Raw genomic sequence first — 18213 nt, forward strand, 5'->3', positions numbered from 1 at the left:
CCCTCAAATATTATTCAAAAAAGATGACAGGCGGACTAACGGACTTTTTCATTTTTGGTCACTTTATCCGTCAAAACATGGACAACTTATACCAGCTGTTTTTGGTCATTATGCGGTAGCATTAACACCATGTCAATACCCGGGTAGACTTCGCCAAGGCTCACCTTGTTATAGTTAGGAATATTACTATGCCACTTGCTTTTATCGTTACCAATAAAGTAGTTGACTTTGGCTTGGGACGGATCATTTCCTTGTGGTAAAATGCTTAAGGCTCCCACGAGTTGTTCCTTAAGAGACCAGCCGTTTGTAATTTTCGGTAATGATTCTCTCTTTAATAAATGCTATGATGATTGCTTCTGCTCAGCTTTATTTTCGGACTGCTTCTCAATTTTCGGAAGAGAGTATACGATTTCACCTTTTTTTGTAATAAAAACGGTACCTCCAAAAGTCTTAGCTAAAAATTTAACCGAGTTGTTTTTTACTTGTCCTTCATTCGCAACAAATGGAATCTGTACACAGGATGCTTTTTCAAAGATAGATCCTTTATCTTGTTGATTATCCAACGAATCAACAGAAAGATTATTATTTAGTGATATAAATTTCTCCTCGGCTTCTAAATTTGCAGGATAAATTACCGCATTAATTGAAAACAAGATAGTTAAGAGAAATAGCCACTTAATACACTTATTAATACTTATTATCATTTAACAATCTCCCATCCTTATTATTGTTATATGTTGTTAATAAAACTAATCAATAAAAGCCAGGATGCGAAATATAGCCCGGTTTTTATTACCGCCAAACTATCCTTTCCACGCCGGGAGGCATATCCATTTCTAGATATACCTTATAGATCATCCGCCATAGCCAAAAGCCGTAGGGAAGGTGATTCGGATAAATTATTTAATTCATGATATTAATAACATACTTTCTACAATATTTTATTTTTTCCTGCTAATTCCATGGTAATTTTTACCGACATAACTATAATTAATTCGACAATCTTTTTATTAAGGGGAAAAGGCTTCTGGAAACCCTTTGTTGATGGATTTCTAGAAGCCCTTTCTTAGTTAAAAGCATAAAAACAGAGGGAAGGAGGAACAGGTCCCTTATCCCTCCTTCCTTGCCTGTTGAATTTATCTGGTTTCAATGCCTTTGCCCTTTTCCATCGTCAGTTTTTCCAGGATCGCTTTCAGATCATCAGGCAGCGGTGCTTCGAATTCCAGGTGTGATCCGGTGCGGGGGTGTTTAAAGCCCAGCGCCGCGGCATGAAGAAATTGCCCGTCCAGCCCGAAATGGGGACGGGTGGGACCGTACTTGGGGTCGTCCACAACCAGGTGGCCGATATAAGCCAGGTGCACCCTGATTCTGGTGAGTACGCCCGGTTTCCAGCCTGAGCTGGATATATGTGTAACCGGCAAACCGTTCAAGCACGTTATAATACGTGACCGCTTGCTTTGAGTTCCTGTCCAGTACGGCCATCTTCTGCCTGTTCCTGGGGTCGCACCCGATTGGAGCATCCACCAGATGCCGGCGTTTAACCTGCCGGTCCTCTAATTGCCCGGCCAGGCTGGAATGCGCGGCATCATTTTTGGCAGCCATTATCAGTCCGAGGTATCTTTATCCAGCCTGTGCACGATGCCGGGCCGCACTACACCGTTAATCCCCTGGGAGGCAAGGGGGGGGAGGCAAGGGGACGTTTTTTTTGCTTTCTTGATTAGGCATTAATACTATGTTTTGATTCTATATAGTCATCTGAGTAATCTGTCGTTGTGTTGCTGGTAATAGTTGCCCAATATTGATATAATCTTAGTTGTAGAAGATTCCTGTTGGTCGATTACTCTCATTAAGATGTAGTAAACATTACTTTCACATTATTCTTTTACTTGTCTTACTACCAAAATATTCCTCAAATAAACGGAAGCAAAAAGAACGTCCCCTTGCTTCCCCTTAGGGTATGATTGTAGGGGAGCGCTCCCGGGAACAAGATATTGAAGTTAATGTTTGCACCGCCGAGGCCGCCATGCGTTTGGACGAACCCAGGCAGTTCAGCCTGGAAGAAGCGCTGGAGTATACCAGCTGTGACGAACTGCTGGAAATCACCCCAAAGAACTTACGGTTACGCAAGAGAGTTCTCAGCAAGCACGATCGCCAGAAAAGCATAAAAAACTTTTAAACAGTACTGCAATCCGTCAGGTTCCTTTTTTGACTCGCCACCATGAAACTGCTTACTTCAACCAGGAGATAAAGGCGGTGAATGTTTTAATTTTTTTCCATAAAGACAAATTTCGACACATTCCCCGAAGGTAACTATACAGCAAACGTCAAATATATGCAAAATATAGAAATGAAACCATTTATTCGTTTTGCTATTCAAGCATTAGAATATTAGGGGGGATTTTTTTCATTTGAAAGTCGAAACAATTGTTGAAAAGTTAAAAAACGGCGATATTCAGTCGTTGAGATTTGTTTATGAACTATTTTACAAACCGGTCTTCCGCGCGGCATATTTTATTTTAAATGATACCAAACTAGCTGAAGATTGCGTCCATGAGGTATTTTTGAAATTACATAGCAAAATAGAGCAGCTTGAAGAACCTTCAAAACTGGAAAACTGGATGTGCCGTATGGCTTCGAATATAGCATGGGATATGATCCGCGACCGTACCAAAAATATGCTTTCCGCCAAAGCCAAATGGTCTAATGAAGCGAATCCATCGAATCTCCCTGAAGATATTTTATTGGAATCAGAAGAAAAAGAAGTAATAAAACAATATATTCAACAACTCCGCCCTGATCACAAGCGTGTAATATACTTTAAATATTACCTGAATATGTCCGACTATGAAATAAGCACAGCCTTGGGCATACCAGTCGGCACGGTTAAATCCCGTCTTTTTTACGCCAGAAAAGAAATTAAAAAAAAATTGGGAATAGAAGCTCAGCTTAATCAAAATCTTGTTGACTTATAAGAACGGGAAGGAATGAACGACAGTGAAAAAATACTCAGGGTTCAAACTCGAAAAACTTATGAAGGACACTGTATGCGAAATGGTTAATTCCGCTCCACCGCCCCCGCTGGAAGAATCGTGGGCAAAATTAGAACAAAGGCTATTGGAGCAACATCGGTTAAACAATCCTCCCGGGACAAAGACGAAAAATTCATTATCTAAAAGTATGTTTATTGCGGCAGGAATTATTATGATTTTTATATCATTATCCATGTCTTTTCCCGGAGGGGCAGCCAATATTGTGGAAAATCTAATTGATAGAACGCAGGTAAATGTCGGAACACAACCGGCGCCGCAGGAAGATTTTAGAGAAGTTGCCGTAATGCAGGAAAAAATTCTCACTCTGGAAGAAGCTAAAGCTGCCGCGCCCTTTTCCATTTTAATACCCGAATACATACCTTCAGACTACAATCTTGCCCAGGTTAAATATCAGGAGATGGCAAATACTACCGGATTAGTTACTTTGAAATACATCGGCCCCGGCACCAGCTACTTTATAATTACCGAGATGAATACACCGGAAGGCTTTGTCCAAGGATACGGATTTGATACGGAAGACGCCGTCGCACAGGATATTAAAATCGGAGAAGCCGTCGGTCAGCTTATATCTTATAAGAATGAAAAGATTAGAGTCAATTGGATCCAAAAAAACATTGTATACGGGCTGGAAGGGAAAGTACCCAAAGAAGATGTTCTGAAAATAACCGCATCAATGAAAAAAGCTTCACCAGAAAAGCATATCCCAATTAGTCATACTATTTAGCAAGTTTCCTGGTGCATGGCATGCATGGCGCAGCAACAAGAAAAACAACGTTTTCATTTACAAGCTCCTCTTTCGGATCAGTCACAACTATTGACCAACTGACCAACCGGAGCTCACTGCTTGCATGATGTTGTTCTTAGTATAGCTGGATGTTTTATAGCGATTCTTTAATCTGATACTTCTTTGTCAGCTTCTACTTTTCTATCAAATTCTTCAACTTCTGTACGTTTCACATATCCATTAGTCCCATCCACCCCTGTTGCCGCAATTAAATCCGGCTCTGTTTCTGGAGAAGTAGCATTCGTTAGAGAGCCATACGTCTGACCATACTGGTTAAGGTCGGCGCGCATAAAAAGCAAGCACGCAAGGAAGGTAAAACCCCAGCGCGTCAAGAGTATGATAAGGTATATAACCGGCTTAAGACCCGCCACGCAAGGGGTAAAGCTCTCAGATGACGAATGGAACGCCGCCGTTGCGCTGGCTCTTGAGTGCAAGGGCAAAGCCGAAGCCGGAAAGATAACCGACTTAGAGCAGTCATGACCAACTCAATTTGAGCGAGGAACTGTTCGGCAAGCGAGAGAATGACGGATTCAAGGTTGGACTTTCAAAGCTCCAAGCTATCCATGTGGGAACGGATGATTTTGAGCTTTTGAGCCTGCCCAGAGCACATCAATCCGTCGATGGCAGCCTGAACTTTTTCGGGAGAAGCTTTGCAACGAGGGTCCATAAACCGAGCGACGTCAAAACTGCCGTCGGGATGCAGCAAGAGCTTATTGTAATAAGCGTCATAACAGTATATCCCAGCCAGGTCCCCGGTTTTTGGTTTCCCGGCATACGGGTCATCGCTAATATTTTTCAGGGCGCTCCTAAAGGTATCAAGTTTGCCATAAATAACAGCAGTGACCTGTATCTTGCCGTTTTACTCCTCAAGAAATAATCAGCCAGTCGTAATCTTGCCGGCAATCCACGATATAATCGACAAAAACATTGTTTCCGCTTATTTCATAGATAATAAAGTACCTCTTGGCAGACAACATTTTGCGGTAATGACTGTCGGTCAGGAATCTATTCTCATAAGATGGGAATCGTTCAGGATTAAATTGCAGTGATTCAATGTTGTCCAGGATCTCATCCATTGTCCTGCGGGCGGCATTTACATTAACCCGCGCCAGGAAATCGATATGACTGTCCAGCATATTGAGGGCAGCGTCTGAGATGATGACTTCATACTTCTTTTGACCCATCTATTTTTCCTTCTTCGCGTTTTCGATAGTTTCGCTTAAAACTCCCCTGACTTCCGCTATTGAATGTCCTTTAGCCCCGTTCATGCGGGCCGAACGAATGGCGAACAAATCCTCAGCCAGCTTAAGCTCCCTGGCACGACGCTCGAAAGCTGCGATGTCCATCACAACCAAATCGCCTTTGCCATTCTTGGTAAGATACACCGGTTCGCCGCTCTCTTTGCACAATTTTGCAATCTCGTTATACTTGCTTCTGATGGTGGCTGACGCCTCAATATACATAAATAATGCCTCCCTTCATAGTCATATAATAACTCATTACTACTATATAAACAAGAGTCAATAGTTTACTTTACCGGCACCATGCTCACAGGCGTCGAGGGAATCAGCGGAAGCAAGGCGCAGATCTCCATCGGTCAGGGAAATAAAGACAACCTGCCCGACGACGTGAAATCCGCCATCGGCGACAGGCCGCTGGTACAGCTTACGCTGTCCATCGACGGAAAACAAACCAATTAATCTAATCCCGAAGCAACCGTAACGGTGAGCATACCATATACCCCGACTGCGGCGGAGCTTGCGAATCCGGAGAGCATCGTCGTATGGTAATCGACGGCAGCGGCAATGTAGTCACCATCCCCAACGGACGCTATGACGCGGCGACGGGAACAGTCACCTTCAGTACCACCCATTTCAGCGACTATGCTGTGACATATAACAAGGTGAGCTTCATCGCGGCGAGGGATATAACGAGCGGTACAGGTAACGGCAATTACAGCCCCGAAGCGAAGCTGATGCGCGGCGAATTCATCGTCCTGATGATGAGAGCTTACGGTATCGCGCCGGATACGAACCCGACCGACAACTTCTCCGACGCGGGCAACACCTGGTACACCGGCTATCTGTCAGCGGCGAAAAGGCTGGGTATCTCCGCAGGCATAGGAAGCAACATGTATGCGCCCGGCAATCAGATTACCCGTCAGGAGATGTTCACCCTGCTGTACAACGCCCTCAAGGTCATCGGTCAATTACCGGAGGGCGACTCAGACAAGACGCTGTCCGACTTCACCGACGCGGGGCAAATCGACTCCTGGGCAAAAGAGGCCATGAGCCTACTTGTCGAAACCGGTACAATCTCCGGCAGCGGCGGCAAGCTCAACCCGACAGGCACAACTACTCACGCGGAAATGGCACAGGTGCTTGTATAACCTGCTGGGGGAATAGAGTTAAAATAATTAATATGTTTAAACGCAAACAAGGCACTTCAAGCGAAGTGCCTTGTTTGCTGCTTTTCCGTATCGGTTTGGGGTATGGTTCAATACGTTACCTTATTAAGCCGTGCCTATATAACCCGCCGTTTTAATTAATGAATAAAGAACTGGAATAGGAATAAGCGCATTCATTGGCGCCGTTATTAGCTAGACTGTGGTAAGCCCATACTCTATAATAATAACCTCTCGCCACCTGCAAGCTTATTACCCCATTTACGCTGGAATTATAACTTTTTTGAAATGGCCAACTTGCTAAATCAACCCAATTGCTGCCGTTCCAACGCTGTAGATATAATCTTACCATAATGTAATCCACGTCTTGATAGGCCTGTGTAAAGTCAGTTAAATTTATATAACCTCCCCCACTGGATATTAAACTACATCCCCAATCCTGCAAGTACTGCAAAGAATCAATACCGGCTTCTTTATATGCTTTATCGGTACCCGGTGGCGGTTTAAAACTAAACGGTTCCGCATATGCTGCGGTAGTAATTGTAAAAAATGATGCCGCTACCAGAACGAAAAAAAACATCCGCTTAAACGCGCTCAATTTTCACCCTCCTCCAGCAAGAAAACAAGCTCTATTATTGTGACGTTTAGAAAGACAATTTGGTTCAATAAAATTAAATATTATTAAGAAGTTTTGAAAATATTTTTAGTTTAATAAAAAATAGATATTTTTTTTTACTTTATTTGAACATAAAGCGACTATTTCCCGTCTCTATGTAAAAGCATTGTTAAGAAAAAAGGGGGGCAAAAATCAGGGAATGTAAAAGTAAATATTCCCCAATAAACATAAGCATAACGTATTTACCTGCTACTCGTCGTGCTTTGTGCACGAGAATAGAAGACTTCTAAAAATAAAAAAATCTATTAAATAAACATAGAGGCGAAGATTATGTTAAAAAAAATACGTGTTAAAGTGTTAATAGCAGATGACAACAGAGAATTCTGTGAACTGTTAGGCAGCTTTATCAACCAACAAGACGGATTAGAGGTTGTCGGCATAGCTAACGATGGCTTGCAGGCTATAGCTATGACCCATGAATACAGTCCGGATGTATTAGTATTGGATATTATTATGCCCCAGCTTGACGGCATCGGTGTTTTAGAGCATTTAGCCGGCACCTTTAAAAAACCAAAAGTTATTATAATTACTGCCTTTGGGCAGGAAAGCATTACAAAGCGTTCGGTTGAACTTGGAGCGGATTATTTTATCCTTAAACCGTTTGATTTCAACATGCTGGTTGATCGCATTCGCCAGCTGGCAAATGAAGTTAGCTTGCATCACTATGTTCATAATACTACTATAAGACGGAACCTGGACATCGATGTCACCAATATTTTACATGGCATTGGCATCCCTGTTCATGTAAAAGGGTACCATTATTTAAGAGAAGCGATAATAAGAGCCTACAATGATCCCAGTTTACTCGGCGCCCTAACAAAAGAGCTTTACCCAAAGATAGCGGAAAAGTATAAAACAAAGCCTACCAAAGTTGAACGTGCCATCAGGAACGCAATACAATTGGCCTGTGACAGGGGCAATCATGGAATAATCAGTAATATTTTTGGATACACCATGAATACTGACCGCGATAAGCCGACGAATAGCCAATTCATCTCAGTTATTGTCGATAGATTAATACTAGAAGCAAAGACTAGTGAAATTCATGGTCTGAGTGGGAACTTGTAAATAAGTTTCTCCAGGATCATTTTTAGCTCATCAGGCAGCGGCGCTTCAAATTCCAGGGATAACCCGGTGCGCGGGTGTTTAAAGCCAAGCACCGCGGCGTGCAGAAATTGCCCGTCCAGGTTGAAATGAGGCCGCGCGGGACCATACTTGGGATCGCCGACAACCGGATGGCCGATATAAGCCAGGTGCACCCTGATTTGATGAGTACGCCCGGTTTCCAGCTGGAGCTTGAGATATGTATAACCGGCAAACCGGTCAAGCACTTGATAACGCGTAACCGCTTGCTTTGAGTTTCTGTCCAGCACTGCCATTTTCTGCCTGTTTCTGGGGTCGCGCCCGATTGGGGCGTCCACCATGCCTGACTCTTCCTTGATTTGCCCATGTGCCAGGGCAAGATACCGGCGTTTAACCTGCCGGTCCTTTAATTGCCCGGCCAGGCTGGCGTGCGCGGCGTCATTTTTGGCAGCCATAATCAGTCCGGAAGTATTTTTATCCAGCCGGTGCACGATGCCTGGCCGCATCACGCCGTTAATCCCCGACAAGTCACGGCAGTGATAGAGGAGAGCGTTCACCAGCGTGCCCGCGTAATTGCCCGCGGCCGGATGCACCACCATCCCACGCGGCTTGTTCACCACAATGATATCGCCGTCCTCGTAATATATGTCCAGCGGTATGGGCTCCGGATTTACTTCCAAGCCGCCCGGGGGGGGTATATTTACTGTGATCAACTCCCCCGTCCTTACCTTATAACTCGCCCGCGCCGCAATTTCACCGTTGATCATGACCATGCCGTCCGTTATTAACTTTTGGGTGAAAGAACGGCTTAACTCCCCCGCGGCCCCGGCCAGAAAAACATCCAGGCGCTTGCCGTCACTTAACGTGTCTACCTCAAAGGAACTAAATCCAGGCATCAAAGTCCTCTTTCCTTTTTGGGTTTATGATCACTGCTGCTGAACAGGTCCCAAACCAGGAAGCAGGCTCCCATGACAATAGCCGTATCGGCCAGGTTAAAGACCGGCCATACATGAAAGTCCAGGAAATCTATCACGAAGCCGTATCTTAAACGGTCCAACAGGTTACCCAACGCGCCTCCCACAATTAAACCCAAGCCATATCGTAATAAATGCCGTTCCAGAGGCAGTCTTCTATACCCGAATAACACACCTGCCGTAAGTATTACCGTAATTGTCACAAATAAAGATGTCTGGTAGGCCAATAATCCAAACGCGGCCCCCGGATTAAGTATGTAGGTGAGATTAAAAACATGCGGTACTAACGGGATTGATTCCCCATGGTACATCAACATCTGTACAATGGCCTTAGAAACTTGATCCAATAAAAAGGTTATAATTATTACAGCAAAAAACATAAACATCATCACCTGTTATAATATTATCACAAATAACCATGGTTATTATTAACAATAAATTTTAATAATAATATCGACTTTTGGGGAAAAAATATTTATACAAGAACTCGTAATGACCAGGTCAGGCTGTTAAGGAATCAGAAGAATTCCTCAACAGCCGAAAGTGATAATCATAAAAATTATCATGAATGAAGCGGCTAAATATCTTTGATATTAGCACGAGGGATCAGGCGGTCAACAAAGCGCCGGATACTTGAAAAAATCATGATAATAAATAAAAGGGCATTACGGGTTCTTAACATAGAAACCTTCCTCTTAGTGAGGAAGGTTTCTTATTTTTTCAATTATTTAAAGCTTTTTTACAACTTGCGCGCACCGCGGGCAGATAGTCGGATGCTCGGTATCCTCCCCCACTCCCTCGTGGTACATCCAGCATCGTTCGCATTTCCGGCCGCCGGCCGGCTGAATGGAAACCGCCAACTCGGGCAGGGTTTCCAGACACTTGATATCTTCCGGCGCTTCATTCAACCGTTTCAAGAAAACTCCCGAAACGATAAAAATAGTTGGCAGTTCAGGCAGTTCAGGCTCCAGGAAACTGAAAAGCTCATCAGCGGCATACAGGCTGACGGACGCTTCCAAGGAATTCCCGATCACTTTATCCCGCCGCGCCACTTCAAGGGTTTTGGTCACTTCGCTCCGTACCGACAGGAGGCGTTCCCACTTTTGGTCCAAATCAGTGTCTATATATTCTTCCTTCACTCCCGGCATATCCGTAAGTTGAACACTGACGGCGCCACCCTTGTCACCGGGTACATAACGCCAGATTTCCTCTGAAGTGAAAGCCAGCACCGGAACCAGCAACCGCACCAGAACAGTTAAAATCTCATATAAAACAGACTGGGCGGCGCGGCGCTCCGCGGAACCGGCAGGCGCCGTGTAGAGCCGGTCCTTGATCATATCCAGGTAAAGGGCGCTCATGTCGACAGCGCAGAAACCGTGAATAGCGTGGTGAACTACGTGGAACTCATAATCCTGGTAACCGGCAATGACCCGCTGGATCAGCCTCTGCAGTTTTAGCAGCGCCCAGCGGTCGATTTCCGGCAGTTGCTCGTATTTCACCATATCTTTGGCCGGGTCAAAGTCATATAGATTACCTAGGAGGAAGCGGCAAGTGTTCCTGATTTTCCGGTAGGCCTCGGTTATTTGCTTGAGAATGTTTGGTGAAGCCGCCAGGTCGCTCCGGTAATCAGCCGAACTTACCCACAAGCGTAAGATATCGGCTCCCATTTGTTTAATCACTTTCAGCGGGTCGACCACATTGCCCAAGGATTTGGACTGCTTCCGCCCCTGTTCGTCAACCAGAAAACCATGGGTCAGCACCGCCCGGTAAGGCGGCTGGCCGGTTACGGCCACCGCGGTGGAAAGAGACGAGTTAAACCAGCCGCGGTGTTGATCGCTGCCTTCCAGGTAGAGATCAGCCGGCCAGCGCAGGTCCGGCCAGACCGCCTGCTCGTCAAGCACCCCCATATGACTGGTGCCGGAGTCAAACCAGACATCCATGATGTCAGTTTCTTTAGTAAAGTCCGCGGAACCGCATTGCGCGCATTTTGTGCCGGGAGGCAGCAAATCCCCCACTTCCCGGGCATACCAGATATCTGACCCGTGTTCCCGGAACAACTCCTGGAGATAGCTGGTGGTTTCATCATTAATCAACTCTTTACCACAGCTGTTACAATAAAAAATCGGAATGGGCACTCCCCAGGTGCGCTGGCGGGAGATACACCAGTCGCTTCTGTTGGCTACCATCTTGTATATTCGTTCTTCGCCCCACTCGGGAATCCAGCGCACCTTCCGGATACCGTCGAGCGCTTCCTGGCGGAAACCGTCAATTGAAGCGAACCATTGCTCGGTTGCGCGGAAAAGCACTGGTTTTTTGCAGCGCCAGCAGTGGGGGTAAGAGTGCTGGAAAGTGGCGTATTTCAGCAAATGGCCGCGCCGCTCCAGTTCTTCAAGCACCGCTTTGTTGCCGTCGAGGTAAAATTGCCCGGCAAAGATACCGGCTTCATCAGTAAAGTGTCCTTTGCCGTCGACGGGTGACAACACGGGCAGGTTGTACTGCCTGCCGACTTCATAGTCTTCCATGCCGTGGCCGGGCGCGATGTGCACACAGCCGGTACCCTGCTCCAGGGTGACAAGTTCACCCAGAATCAAGAGCGAAGTTCTGTCGACGAAGGGATGGGCGCATTCCACTTTTTCCAGAGCTGAGCCGGTGAATTCCTTGAGCACCACGGCGCCCCGCGCGCCGATGGTTTCCAGAAAGTTATCCTTTAATTCTTTCGCCACCACATATTTGTCATTGTCTGCCTCAACCAGCACATATTCAAAATCCGGGTGGAGGCATATCGCCACGTTGGCGGGCAGAGTCCAGGGAGTAGTGGTCCAAATCACCACATAAGTGTTTTCTTCCGGCAAAATACCTTTGCCGTCTTGCACAGGAAATCTTACATAGATGGAAGCCGACTCATCGTCGCCGTACTCCACTTCAGCCTCGGCCAGGGCGGTTTCACAAGAAGAGCACCAGTAAACCGGTTTTAAACCTTTATAGATATATCCCTTTTTCGCCATTTCCCCGAAAACGCCAATCTGACGGGCTTCAAAGTGAGGCATCAAGGTAAGGTAAGATTTATCCCACTCGGCACGCACGCCCAGCCTCTTAAACTCTTCCCGCTGGATGTCAACAAACTTCAAGGCGAAGTCTTTGCACTTCTTTCTAAACTCGACATTATCGATATGGTGATGGTTCAGGCCGAATGCCTTGATGGCCTCCTGCTCAATTGGCAGGCCGTGAGTGTCCCAGCCGGGTACAAAAGGAGCGTCATGTCCGGTCATGGAATGGTATTTCACCACGATATCCTTAAGCACCTTGTTGAGAACATGGCCAAGGTGAATATGTCCGTTGGCGTATGGCGGGCCGTCATGCAGGATAAACTTCGGGCAGCCGCTGTTTTTTTTCTGAACCTGGTGGTAGATATCGATCTCATCCCAAAACTTCAAAAACTCCAGTTCCCTTTCGGCCAGGTTGGCCCGCATCGGGAAGTCGGTTTTGGGCAAATTCAAGGTCTTGCTGTAGTCCATTTTTCACACCTCGCTAGTATTCAACATGAGTACCCATTGACAATAACCAGTCCGTCTCATCTTTAAACATCAAAAACCCGCCCCAAAAGGGACGGGTTGTCATACCCGCGGTACCACCCTATTACCAGCCTGATCCAAACACTGTAAAAGTAAAATCCGGCCGGCTACCTTCACCGCCATCTAACGGTGGCGAACCGTCCGCGCTTAATCCCCTGTTTCATAATGGTTTCAGCCGGCGCCTCCCGGGTGATTTTCCACGGCCGCCCGTGCCCGGCTCCCACCTAACCCAGGCTCTCTAAACGGAACTCTGCCGCTTACTCTTCCCGTTCACAGGAAATATTGATATTCCAACACGGAATATTATATAGAAAAGCACTGGAGCAGTCAACTTTCTTTTAAGATCTTGCTCTTTTAAGATCTTGCCCGGTATGGCAAAACCGCAATGCGGCATGAGGTTCAAATATGCTAGGATTTAGTCTCATATTTCCCCCCGGAGGCGTGAATAGAGGTACATGGAAGATACAAAACAGTACCGGTATTATTTTCTTGACTTGCGAGTTACGTTGCTGATAATATACAAATAGCGCGGACAAAGTCGAAAAAAATACAAAATTAAATAAATTGTTAAAAAGAACAAACAGCGGCAATGGAAGAAGTCTCGGCCGCAGCCGCCGAACTGAACGGCATTGCGGCGGAAATGGAAGAAGCGATGAGGAAATTCAACAGGTAGCGAATCCGGCAAATCGACACCGGCTTAAAACGCCGGTGTTTTTTATTAAGAAATTACCGCGGAGAAAGCGCTGAGCGCTTTCTCCGCGCTCACGCCCAGGACTTTGATTGTTTTATTGCGCCCGGTGGAGCCGGACAGAATCTCCACATGGGAACGGGGCACAGAAAACAGCTTGGCTAAAAAAGCCCGGCAGGCCTCGTTCGCCTCTCCTTCCACCGGAGGTGCGGTCAGGCGGAGCTTGACAGCATCCTCAAACAGCCCGGCCAGCCCGTTTCCGGAGGCCCTAGGCTGCACCCGCACCTTAAAAACAACACCATCTTTTTCTTCCTTTAGGTAAAGCAATCAATATCACTGCCTTGCTATACTTATTCAAGTATTCAGGAGTCAGCATTCAGAATATATCAAGACGAAAACCATTTTTCCCCATTCCGACTTTCATAATCCTGCAGTCTTGACTTTTGACATCTTGTAATCTTGTAATTTTATATCTTGTTATCTTGACTCCTGACTCCTGTTTATTTTATGACCATGTTCTTCCGGTAAATATCAATAAAGCTATGCAGAATTCCGGCAGTCGCGCCCCAAATCAACCTGCTGCCATATTCATAAAAATATACCGGCAATGTTCCCAAAACACGCCAGCCTTCCTTGTAATAGGCGGGGAGCCTGTCAAAAGGGAAACCGGGGGCATAGCGGGTACCCACGTCAATACTGCTTTGGGCAGGTTGAGCCGCCAAAAAGTATTTCACCGGCACTAGAAAAACTTCCTGTACTTCATCGGGACTGGGCACTATTTTAACATCTCCGGCAATCCTCCCCACATAGGGGTATATCAACGCCCCAAGCGGGCTGATAAAATAATCCAAGGGTCCGATCAGTTCAATTTGTTCCCTTGAGACACCCAATTCCTCCACGGTTTCACGAACAGCCGTCTCTTGCGGACAGCTCAGTTCACCGCGCTCCACCATCCCGCCCGGGAAGCATATCTCACCCGGCTGTCTTTTCAGGTTGCTGGCCCGCACTTCAAAAAGCACTTGCATTTCACCGTCAGCCTCAATGAGCGGCAGCAATACCGCGGAAACAAAATAACCTTTCATATTATGTAGTTTCGGTCGTCTGTTGTTCAACAGTATCTTGAGGTTTTCCAAGCTTTAACTCCTTATCCACTACCGGTGATACGTGGCCGGCATGATTGATTAATATTTTTCTTTTGGAAACGATAAACCTCCGTAACGGAGGCTTGCGAATTAACGTATTATTACTTTTAATTAATATATTAACAAATGCGGCAGTTCGTTACACCGAAGCCGGCATATCGTCATTGTCTTCTTCCGCGGAATCATCAAACGCATCAAATATCTCTTCTTCTCTTTGGTTTTCCTCCTCATTGTCAAGGAATCTGGCTTGAGCTTCTAAAAGGGCACGGAATCGCATCCTAAACACCTGCGCATGCCTCTCAAGCCGGCTATGTTCTTCAATGATGGTGCTCACTTTTCCCTCCGCTTCCGAGATCATCGCGGCAGCCTGCCGTCCGGCCTTTTCAATGATCGCTACCGCCTCTTGCTCGGCCTCCCGGTTTAACTGGTCGGCCTCGATCCTGGCGCGGTCCAGGAGCAATTGTGCTTCCTTCTCCGTGTTCTGTCTTAACTCATCGGCATTTTTCTGCGCTAAAATCATAGTCTTCTTAAGTACTTCTTCAATCTCACGGTAACGGGCCATGTTCTGATCAGCCTGGTCCAACCGTTCTTTCAGATCTAGATTTTCTTTATATAAAATTTCATAGTCCTGCGTCACCCGGTCTAAAAATGAATCAACTTCTTCAACATTGTAACCCCGGAGAGAGTGACGGAACTCCTTTTTCTGAATATCCAGCGGCGTTAACACCATCGTTTTCACCTCAGTTGCCATGCTCTAACAGTTGATTTTGAACAAATGCCACGCTTGCGCGCTTATATCAAAAAGAAAAGATATAACAGCACCCGCTTAACCAGCCACTCAAGCAATTGCAGCGCGAACAAGGCTACAATCGGGGAAAAATCCATCGGCCCGAAAGGCGGGATAATTTTCCGGAACAAGCGCAGGTAGGGATCGGTAATTTCATAAATAAACCTGAATACCGGCTGATAAGGGTTATGTCGAATCCAAGAAAGAACGATCCTGATGAATATTAGGATCGTATATACTCTAAAGGCCACGTCAACCGCAGTGTATAAAACACCCATTCTGCCACACCTACTTTACTTAATATCTGACATTTCCCGGGCGCGCTGAGTGGCGTTCGCCACAGCTTTCATCATCAGCGCCCTGACGCCTCCTTCTTCCAGGGCAAATAGACCAGCCATAGTGGTCCCGCCCGGTGTGGTGACCATGTCCTTCAGCTTACCGGGATGTTCTCCGGTTTCAAGAACCATTTTAGCCGCTCCTAGCATGGTCTGGGCAATCAAAACCCTGGCCGTGTCCCTGGGCAGGCCAAGCCGCACCGCGCCGTCAATAAATCCTTCCATGATTACATACATGTAAGCCGGGCCGCTGCCGCTCAGGCCGGTTACACTGTCCAAAAGCGCTTCCGGCACAACTACCGCCTTGCCCGCCGCGGCAAAAACAGCCATCGCTTTGCGCATATTTTCCTCACCGGCGTATTTCCCCGCGCTCAAAGCGGTCGCTCCCTCCCCCACCAGGCAAGGAGTATTGGGAATGGCCCGTACCACCGGGATCCGGCCGGCAAAACAAGATTGAATTTGTTCAATCGCAACTCCCGCCGCTATGGAAATAAAGGTATGTTCCTTTCGCACGGCGGGAACTATTTCTTTCAGCAGCGGAATGATTACCTGCGGTTTTACCGCCAGAATAATAATATCTGCCGCTTTTACAACGGCAATATTATCACTCGCGGTATTCACCCCCCATTTTTTATTCAGGTATTCCAGGCGCCTGTGCTCAATATCGCTCACATATATTTCGGAGGCGTCAACCAAACCTTCCCGGAGCATTCCCGCGACCAATGCTTCGCCCATGGCTCCCCCGCCCAGGCAACCAATTCTCTGCCCCTTTAAAGGCATCGTGTCATCCCCTTAATATTATTTATGAACAATCCAGGGAAACATTCCCTTTTCCTTGCTCTGGTTTTTTAAATCAGTGCTTATGTCCATATTATTCGGCACAAAAAGGAAAATGCCGCTGCCCACTTTTTGCAGGCTTCCATTTAACGCATAGGTGGCGCCACTGACAAAATCGACAACCCGCTTGGCCAGATCAGGTTCAGCCTGTTCCAGGTTTACTATCACCGGACAACGGTTTTTCAAGTTATCGGTAATTCCCTGTACTTCGTCAAATGCTCTGGGCTCAACCACAACCACGTGCACCTGCCTCTGTGAGTGCAGGTTAAAGACCGTGGCTTTTTCCTTGTCCTTCTTTTTTTGCCAGGGATGCTCCTCACGGGTCTCCTCGTGGTCATGCTTTTCTTCTTCCACGACATCTTCCTCAAAACCCATAAAGCTAAGAACCTTGTCCACCAGTTTCGCAGCCATCTTAAACCCTCCTAAAAATTATAAAAGTTTTTACGCTATTGCCTCTTGCCAAATATCGCCGTGCCAACACGCAAAATATTGGCGCCTTCTTCCACCGCCACCTCAAAATCACCACTCATGCCCATGGAAAGGTATTCCATCGCCGCCCCCGCCTTATTACTTTTTAAACGCTCGGCCAAATCCTTTAATTGCCTGAATACAGGCCTCACTTCTTCCGGTTCGCTGGTCCACGGCGCGATAGTCATCAAGCCCCGCACAGCCAAGCCCGGCAAGCGCGCGGCAGATTCAACGAAATCAGCGGCCTCCGACGGCAAAATCCCATACTTGGTTTCCTCACCCGCTACATTTACCTGAACCAGTACGCTGGCCATTGTGTTGTTTTCCCCGGCCGCCCGGCTGATTTCTTCCGCCAGGCGCCAGCTGTCCAGCGAGTGAATCAAAACAACCTTGCCGATTATTTTGTTGACTTTATTTGTCTGCAAATGACCAATTAAGTGCCACTCCACCCCTGAAGGCAAATTTTGACGCTTCTTCAGCAGTTCCTGCACTCTGTTTTCACCAAGTCTGCTTACTCCACCCTCAATGACTTCATTGATTATCTCCGGCGGCACTGTTTTAGTTACCGCCACCAGCTTAATTTCTCCCGGCTCGCGTCCGGCGCGGCGCGCGGCGGCGTCAATCCGCTCCCGCACCCTGTACAGATTATCCAGAACGCTCAAACCGACCCACTCCTTTATTCCACCCGGTTTACTGCCATAGCTGAACTATAAACAGCTTACTGCCAGTAATGCCTTTAAATGGCTTTTTATTCGACGGTAAAAAGATAATTCCTGCGTAAAAAAGCTTTAACCGGTGTTTTAATAAAAAAAATTATTACAAAACCTATAACACCGGTTTTCATGTTTAACAGATGTATCCCCTTTACTTTGTTAAAATGTCCGGTAATTGACAAATTGTATGGGAATATCAAATTCGTGATCTTTAATTTTTTGCATGATAGCCTGCAGGTCATCACGGTTCTTTCCGCTGATTCGCACTTGATCCCCCTGAACTGCGGCCTGTACCTTAAGCCTGCTGTCTTTGACCATCTTCGTGATTACTTTAGCTTTTTCTTTATCCAGTCCCTGGACCAGAGTAACCCGCCGGCGCACGGTATCTTTGGCGGCAGGTTCGATTTTACCGTATCTCAGGGCTTTCAGGTTAACACCGCGCTTCACCATTTTTGCCTCCAGAATGTCAACCACATTCTTCAGTTTGAATTCATCATCACCTGTCAGAATAATTGTGTCTCCGTCATAATTAATGTCACTTCTGCTGCCCTTGAAATCAAATCTGGTGCGCAATTCTCTGATAGCCTGGTCCACAGCGTTGTTTACCTCTTGCATATCCACTTGTGACACAATATCGAAAGAATTTTCCTTTGCCATAATAAACACCCGATCTCTTTCTTATACCTTTTTATATATAATG

26 protein-coding genes, 1 pseudogene, 1 riboswitch and 1 other annotated feature are annotated in these 18213 nt (G+C 46.4%); of the genes and pseudogenes, 9 read left to right on the forward strand and 18 right to left on the reverse strand.

What is annotated here, in order from left to right; translation table 11 throughout:
• Positions 1–86: 86 nt before the first annotated feature.
• From L9W92_RS19555 to L9W92_RS16105, 3 genes and pseudogenes are all read right to left on the reverse strand, one after another.
• Entirely contained in the window at positions 87–311 is a 225-nt protein-coding gene (locus L9W92_RS19555) for a DUF7948 domain-containing protein (RefSeq protein WP_446676311.1), read from the reverse strand.
• Between the two features lie 30 nt (positions 312–341).
• Positions 342–704 (reverse strand): hypothetical protein, encoded by a 363-nt coding sequence (locus L9W92_RS16100; protein WP_240084763.1) that lies wholly within the window; start codon positions 702–704, stop codon positions 342–344.
• An 85-nt stretch (positions 705–789) separates the two neighbouring features.
• Positions 790–908, reverse strand: a riboswitch (molybdenum cofactor riboswitch).
• A 228-nt stretch (positions 909–1136) separates the two neighbouring features.
• Positions 1137–1667: pseudogene (locus L9W92_RS16105) on the reverse strand (RluA family pseudouridine synthase); the annotation flags it as partial.
• A gap of 290 nt (positions 1668–1957) precedes the next feature.
• Between L9W92_RS16105 and L9W92_RS16110 the strand changes: the two are divergent.
• The 3 genes from L9W92_RS16110 (at position 1958) to L9W92_RS16120 (ending at position 3774) form a co-directional block, all read left to right on the forward strand.
• Positions 1958–2176, forward strand: coding sequence for a hypothetical protein (locus L9W92_RS16110; protein ID WP_376741823.1), 219 nt, complete (start codon positions 1958–1960; stop codon positions 2174–2176).
• A gap of 232 nt (positions 2177–2408) precedes the next feature.
• Positions 2409–2972 (forward strand): RNA polymerase sigma factor, encoded by a 564-nt coding sequence (locus tag L9W92_RS16115; protein ID WP_240084764.1) that lies wholly within the window; start codon positions 2409–2411, stop codon positions 2970–2972.
• Positions 2973–3201: 229 nt separating this feature from the next.
• On the forward strand, positions 3202–3774 hold the full coding sequence (locus L9W92_RS16120) for a DUF4367 domain-containing protein (RefSeq protein ID WP_240084765.1): 573 nt from the start codon (positions 3202–3204) through the stop codon (positions 3772–3774).
• Positions 3775–3941: 167 nt separating this feature from the next.
• On the opposite strand, the gene L9W92_RS16125 is transcribed toward L9W92_RS16120, so the two are convergent.
• Positions 3942–4124: a hypothetical protein gene (locus L9W92_RS16125; protein ID WP_240084766.1), complete on the reverse strand. Its 183-nt coding sequence runs from the start codon at positions 4122–4124 to the stop codon at positions 3942–3944.
• Between L9W92_RS16125 and L9W92_RS19450 the strand changes: the two genes are divergently transcribed.
• From L9W92_RS19450 to L9W92_RS19560, 3 genes are read left to right on the forward strand one after another with little or no spacing between them, the layout of a single operon-like run.
• The gene (locus tag L9W92_RS19450) at positions 4104–4229 is read left to right on the forward strand and encodes a DUF6076 domain-containing protein (protein ID WP_353681836.1); all 126 of its coding nucleotides are present in this window, start codon (positions 4104–4106) and stop codon (positions 4227–4229) included. The genes L9W92_RS16125 and L9W92_RS19450 overlap by 21 nt on opposite strands.
• Positions 4171–4314: a hypothetical protein gene (locus tag L9W92_RS16130; protein WP_240084767.1), complete on the forward strand. Its 144-nt coding sequence runs from the start codon at positions 4171–4173 to the stop codon at positions 4312–4314. The genes L9W92_RS19450 and L9W92_RS16130 overlap by 59 nt, the downstream gene beginning before the upstream one ends.
• 10 nt (positions 4315–4324) lie before the next feature.
• Positions 4325–4711: a hypothetical protein gene (locus tag L9W92_RS19560; protein ID WP_240084768.1), complete on the forward strand. Its 387-nt coding sequence runs from the start codon at positions 4325–4327 to the stop codon at positions 4709–4711.
• Here the strand turns inward: L9W92_RS19560 and L9W92_RS16140 are convergent.
• Positions 4701–5018, reverse strand: coding sequence for a type II toxin-antitoxin system RelE/ParE family toxin (locus L9W92_RS16140; RefSeq protein ID WP_240084769.1), 318 nt, complete (start codon positions 5016–5018; stop codon positions 4701–4703). The genes L9W92_RS19560 and L9W92_RS16140 overlap by 11 nt on opposite strands.
• On the reverse strand, positions 5019–5297 hold the full coding sequence (locus L9W92_RS16145) for a type II toxin-antitoxin system prevent-host-death family antitoxin (protein ID WP_240084770.1): 279 nt from the start codon (positions 5295–5297) through the stop codon (positions 5019–5021).
• An 81-nt stretch (positions 5298–5378) separates the two neighbouring features.
• Between L9W92_RS16145 and L9W92_RS16150 the strand changes: the two genes are divergently transcribed.
• Positions 5379–5534 (forward strand): hypothetical protein, encoded by a 156-nt coding sequence (locus tag L9W92_RS16150; RefSeq protein ID WP_240084771.1) that lies wholly within the window; start codon positions 5379–5381, stop codon positions 5532–5534.
• 83 nt (positions 5535–5617) lie between these two features.
• Entirely contained in the window at positions 5618–6223 is a 606-nt protein-coding gene (locus tag L9W92_RS16155) for an S-layer homology domain-containing protein (RefSeq protein ID WP_240084772.1), read from the forward strand.
• Between the two features lie 151 nt (positions 6224–6374).
• Here the strand turns inward: L9W92_RS16155 and L9W92_RS16160 are convergent, their stop codons facing one another.
• Positions 6375–6836: a DUF6147 family protein gene (locus L9W92_RS16160; protein WP_240084773.1), complete on the reverse strand. Its 462-nt coding sequence runs from the start codon at positions 6834–6836 to the stop codon at positions 6375–6377.
• A gap of 348 nt (positions 6837–7184) precedes the next feature.
• On the opposite strand from L9W92_RS16160, the gene spo0A reads away from it, so the two are divergent.
• On the forward strand, positions 7185–7982 hold the full coding sequence (gene spo0A, locus L9W92_RS16165; protein ID WP_240084774.1) for a sporulation transcription factor Spo0A: 798 nt from the start codon (positions 7185–7187) through the stop codon (positions 7980–7982).
• Here spo0A and L9W92_RS16170 read toward each other — a convergent pair.
• From L9W92_RS16170 to L9W92_RS16220, 11 genes are all read right to left on the reverse strand, one after another.
• On the reverse strand, positions 7958–8893 hold the full coding sequence (locus tag L9W92_RS16170; protein ID WP_240084775.1) for an RluA family pseudouridine synthase: 936 nt from the start codon (positions 8891–8893) through the stop codon (positions 7958–7960). The genes spo0A and L9W92_RS16170 overlap by 25 nt on opposite strands.
• On the reverse strand, positions 8893–9351 hold the full coding sequence (lspA, locus tag L9W92_RS16175; RefSeq protein ID WP_312038115.1) for a signal peptidase II: 459 nt from the start codon (positions 9349–9351) through the stop codon (positions 8893–8895). The genes L9W92_RS16170 and lspA overlap by 1 nt, the downstream gene beginning before the upstream one ends.
• Positions 9352–9699: 348 nt before the next feature.
• Entirely contained in the window at positions 9700–12486 is a 2787-nt protein-coding gene (ileS, locus tag L9W92_RS16180) for an isoleucine--tRNA ligase (protein ID WP_240084776.1), read from the reverse strand.
• An 84-nt stretch (positions 12487–12570) separates the two neighbouring features.
• Positions 12571–12826, reverse strand: a binding site (T-box leader).
• A 435-nt stretch (positions 12827–13261) separates the two neighbouring features.
• Positions 13262–13558, reverse strand: a complete 297-nt coding sequence (locus tag L9W92_RS16185; RefSeq protein ID WP_240084777.1) for a DUF167 domain-containing protein — start codon at positions 13556–13558, stop codon at positions 13262–13264.
• Between the two features lie 173 nt (positions 13559–13731).
• The gene (locus L9W92_RS16190) at positions 13732–14364 is read right to left on the reverse strand and encodes an NUDIX hydrolase (protein ID WP_240084778.1); all 633 of its coding nucleotides are present in this window, start codon (positions 14362–14364) and stop codon (positions 13732–13734) included.
• A gap of 148 nt (positions 14365–14512) precedes the next feature.
• Positions 14513–15124 carry a DivIVA domain-containing protein gene (locus tag L9W92_RS16195; protein ID WP_240084779.1) on the reverse strand — a complete coding sequence of 204 codons (612 nt, stop codon included), beginning with the start codon at positions 15122–15124 and terminating at the stop codon, positions 14513–14515.
• 41 nt (positions 15125–15165) lie between these two features.
• A complete protein-coding gene (locus L9W92_RS16200; RefSeq protein ID WP_240084780.1) occupies positions 15166–15438 on the reverse strand; it encodes a YggT family protein in 273 nt (90 codons plus the stop codon).
• 15 nt (positions 15439–15453) lie between these two features.
• Positions 15454–16275: a pyrroline-5-carboxylate reductase gene (gene proC, locus L9W92_RS16205; protein ID WP_240084781.1), complete on the reverse strand. Its 822-nt coding sequence runs from the start codon at positions 16273–16275 to the stop codon at positions 15454–15456.
• An 18-nt stretch (positions 16276–16293) separates the two neighbouring features.
• Positions 16294–16743, reverse strand: a complete 450-nt coding sequence (locus L9W92_RS16210; protein ID WP_240084782.1) for a cell division protein SepF — start codon at positions 16741–16743, stop codon at positions 16294–16296.
• A gap of 35 nt (positions 16744–16778) precedes the next feature.
• A complete protein-coding gene (locus L9W92_RS16215) occupies positions 16779–17462 on the reverse strand; it encodes a YggS family pyridoxal phosphate-dependent enzyme (protein ID WP_240084783.1) in 684 nt (227 codons plus the stop codon).
• Positions 17463–17672: 210 nt separating this feature from the next.
• Positions 17673–18170: a YajQ family cyclic di-GMP-binding protein gene (locus tag L9W92_RS16220; RefSeq protein ID WP_240084784.1), complete on the reverse strand. Its 498-nt coding sequence runs from the start codon at positions 18168–18170 to the stop codon at positions 17673–17675.
• Positions 18171–18213 lie beyond the last annotated feature (43 nt).

It is taken from the genome of Pelotomaculum terephthalicicum JT (genome assembly GCF_022410535.1).
Classification (GTDB): Bacteria; Bacillota; Desulfotomaculia; order Desulfotomaculales; family Pelotomaculaceae; genus Pelotomaculum_D; species Pelotomaculum_D terephthalicicum.

What these genes read in the sequence shown, in the direction of transcription:
- L9W92_RS16155 (WP_240084772.1), top strand. Translation starts at nt 5,618, where the DNA reads ATGGTAATCGACGGCAGCGGCAATGTAGTCACCATCCCCAACGGACGC.
- L9W92_RS16170 (WP_240084775.1), bottom strand. Translation starts at nt 8,893, where the DNA reads ATGCCTGGATTTAGTTCCTTTGAGGTAGACACGTTAAGTGACGGCAAG.
- L9W92_RS16100 (WP_240084763.1), bottom strand. Translation starts at nt 704, where the DNA reads ATGATAATAAGTATTAATAAGTGTATTAAGTGGCTATTTCTCTTAACT.
- L9W92_RS16150 (WP_240084771.1), top strand. Translation starts at nt 5,379, where the DNA reads ATGCTCACAGGCGTCGAGGGAATCAGCGGAAGCAAGGCGCAGATCTCC.
- L9W92_RS16130 (WP_240084767.1), top strand. Translation starts at nt 4,171, where the DNA reads ATGATAAGGTATATAACCGGCTTAAGACCCGCCACGCAAGGGGTAAAG.
- L9W92_RS16145 (WP_240084770.1), bottom strand. Translation starts at nt 5,297, where the DNA reads ATGTATATTGAGGCGTCAGCCACCATCAGAAGCAAGTATAACGAGATT.
- L9W92_RS16125 (WP_240084766.1), bottom strand. Translation starts at nt 4,124, where the DNA reads ATGCGCGCCGACCTTAACCAGTATGGTCAGACGTATGGCTCTCTAACG.
- proC (WP_240084781.1), bottom strand. Translation starts at nt 16,275, where the DNA reads ATGCCTTTAAAGGGGCAGAGAATTGGTTGCCTGGGCGGGGGAGCCATG.
- L9W92_RS16210 (WP_240084782.1), bottom strand. Translation starts at nt 16,743, where the DNA reads ATGGCTGCGAAACTGGTGGACAAGGTTCTTAGCTTTATGGGTTTTGAG.
- L9W92_RS16120 (WP_240084765.1), top strand. Translation starts at nt 3,202, where the DNA reads ATGATTTTTATATCATTATCCATGTCTTTTCCCGGAGGGGCAGCCAAT.
- lspA (WP_312038115.1), bottom strand. Translation starts at nt 9,351, where the DNA reads ATGTTTTTTGCTGTAATAATTATAACCTTTTTATTGGATCAAGTTTCT.
- ileS (WP_240084776.1), bottom strand. Translation starts at nt 12,486, where the DNA reads ATGGACTACAGCAAGACCTTGAATTTGCCCAAAACCGACTTCCCGATG.
- L9W92_RS16140 (WP_240084769.1), bottom strand. Translation starts at nt 5,018, where the DNA reads ATGGGTCAAAAGAAGTATGAAGTCATCATCTCAGACGCTGCCCTCAAT.
- L9W92_RS16110 (WP_376741823.1), top strand. Translation starts at nt 1,958, where the DNA reads ATGATTGTAGGGGAGCGCTCCCGGGAACAAGATATTGAAGTTAATGTT.
- L9W92_RS16200 (WP_240084780.1), bottom strand. Translation starts at nt 15,438, where the DNA reads ATGGGTGTTTTATACACTGCGGTTGACGTGGCCTTTAGAGTATATACG.
- L9W92_RS16195 (WP_240084779.1), bottom strand. Translation starts at nt 15,124, where the DNA reads ATGGCAACTGAGGTGAAAACGATGGTGTTAACGCCGCTGGATATTCAG.
- L9W92_RS16220 (WP_240084784.1), bottom strand. Translation starts at nt 18,170, where the DNA reads ATGGCAAAGGAAAATTCTTTCGATATTGTGTCACAAGTGGATATGCAA.
- spo0A (WP_240084774.1), top strand. Translation starts at nt 7,185, where the DNA reads ATGTTAAAAAAAATACGTGTTAAAGTGTTAATAGCAGATGACAACAGA.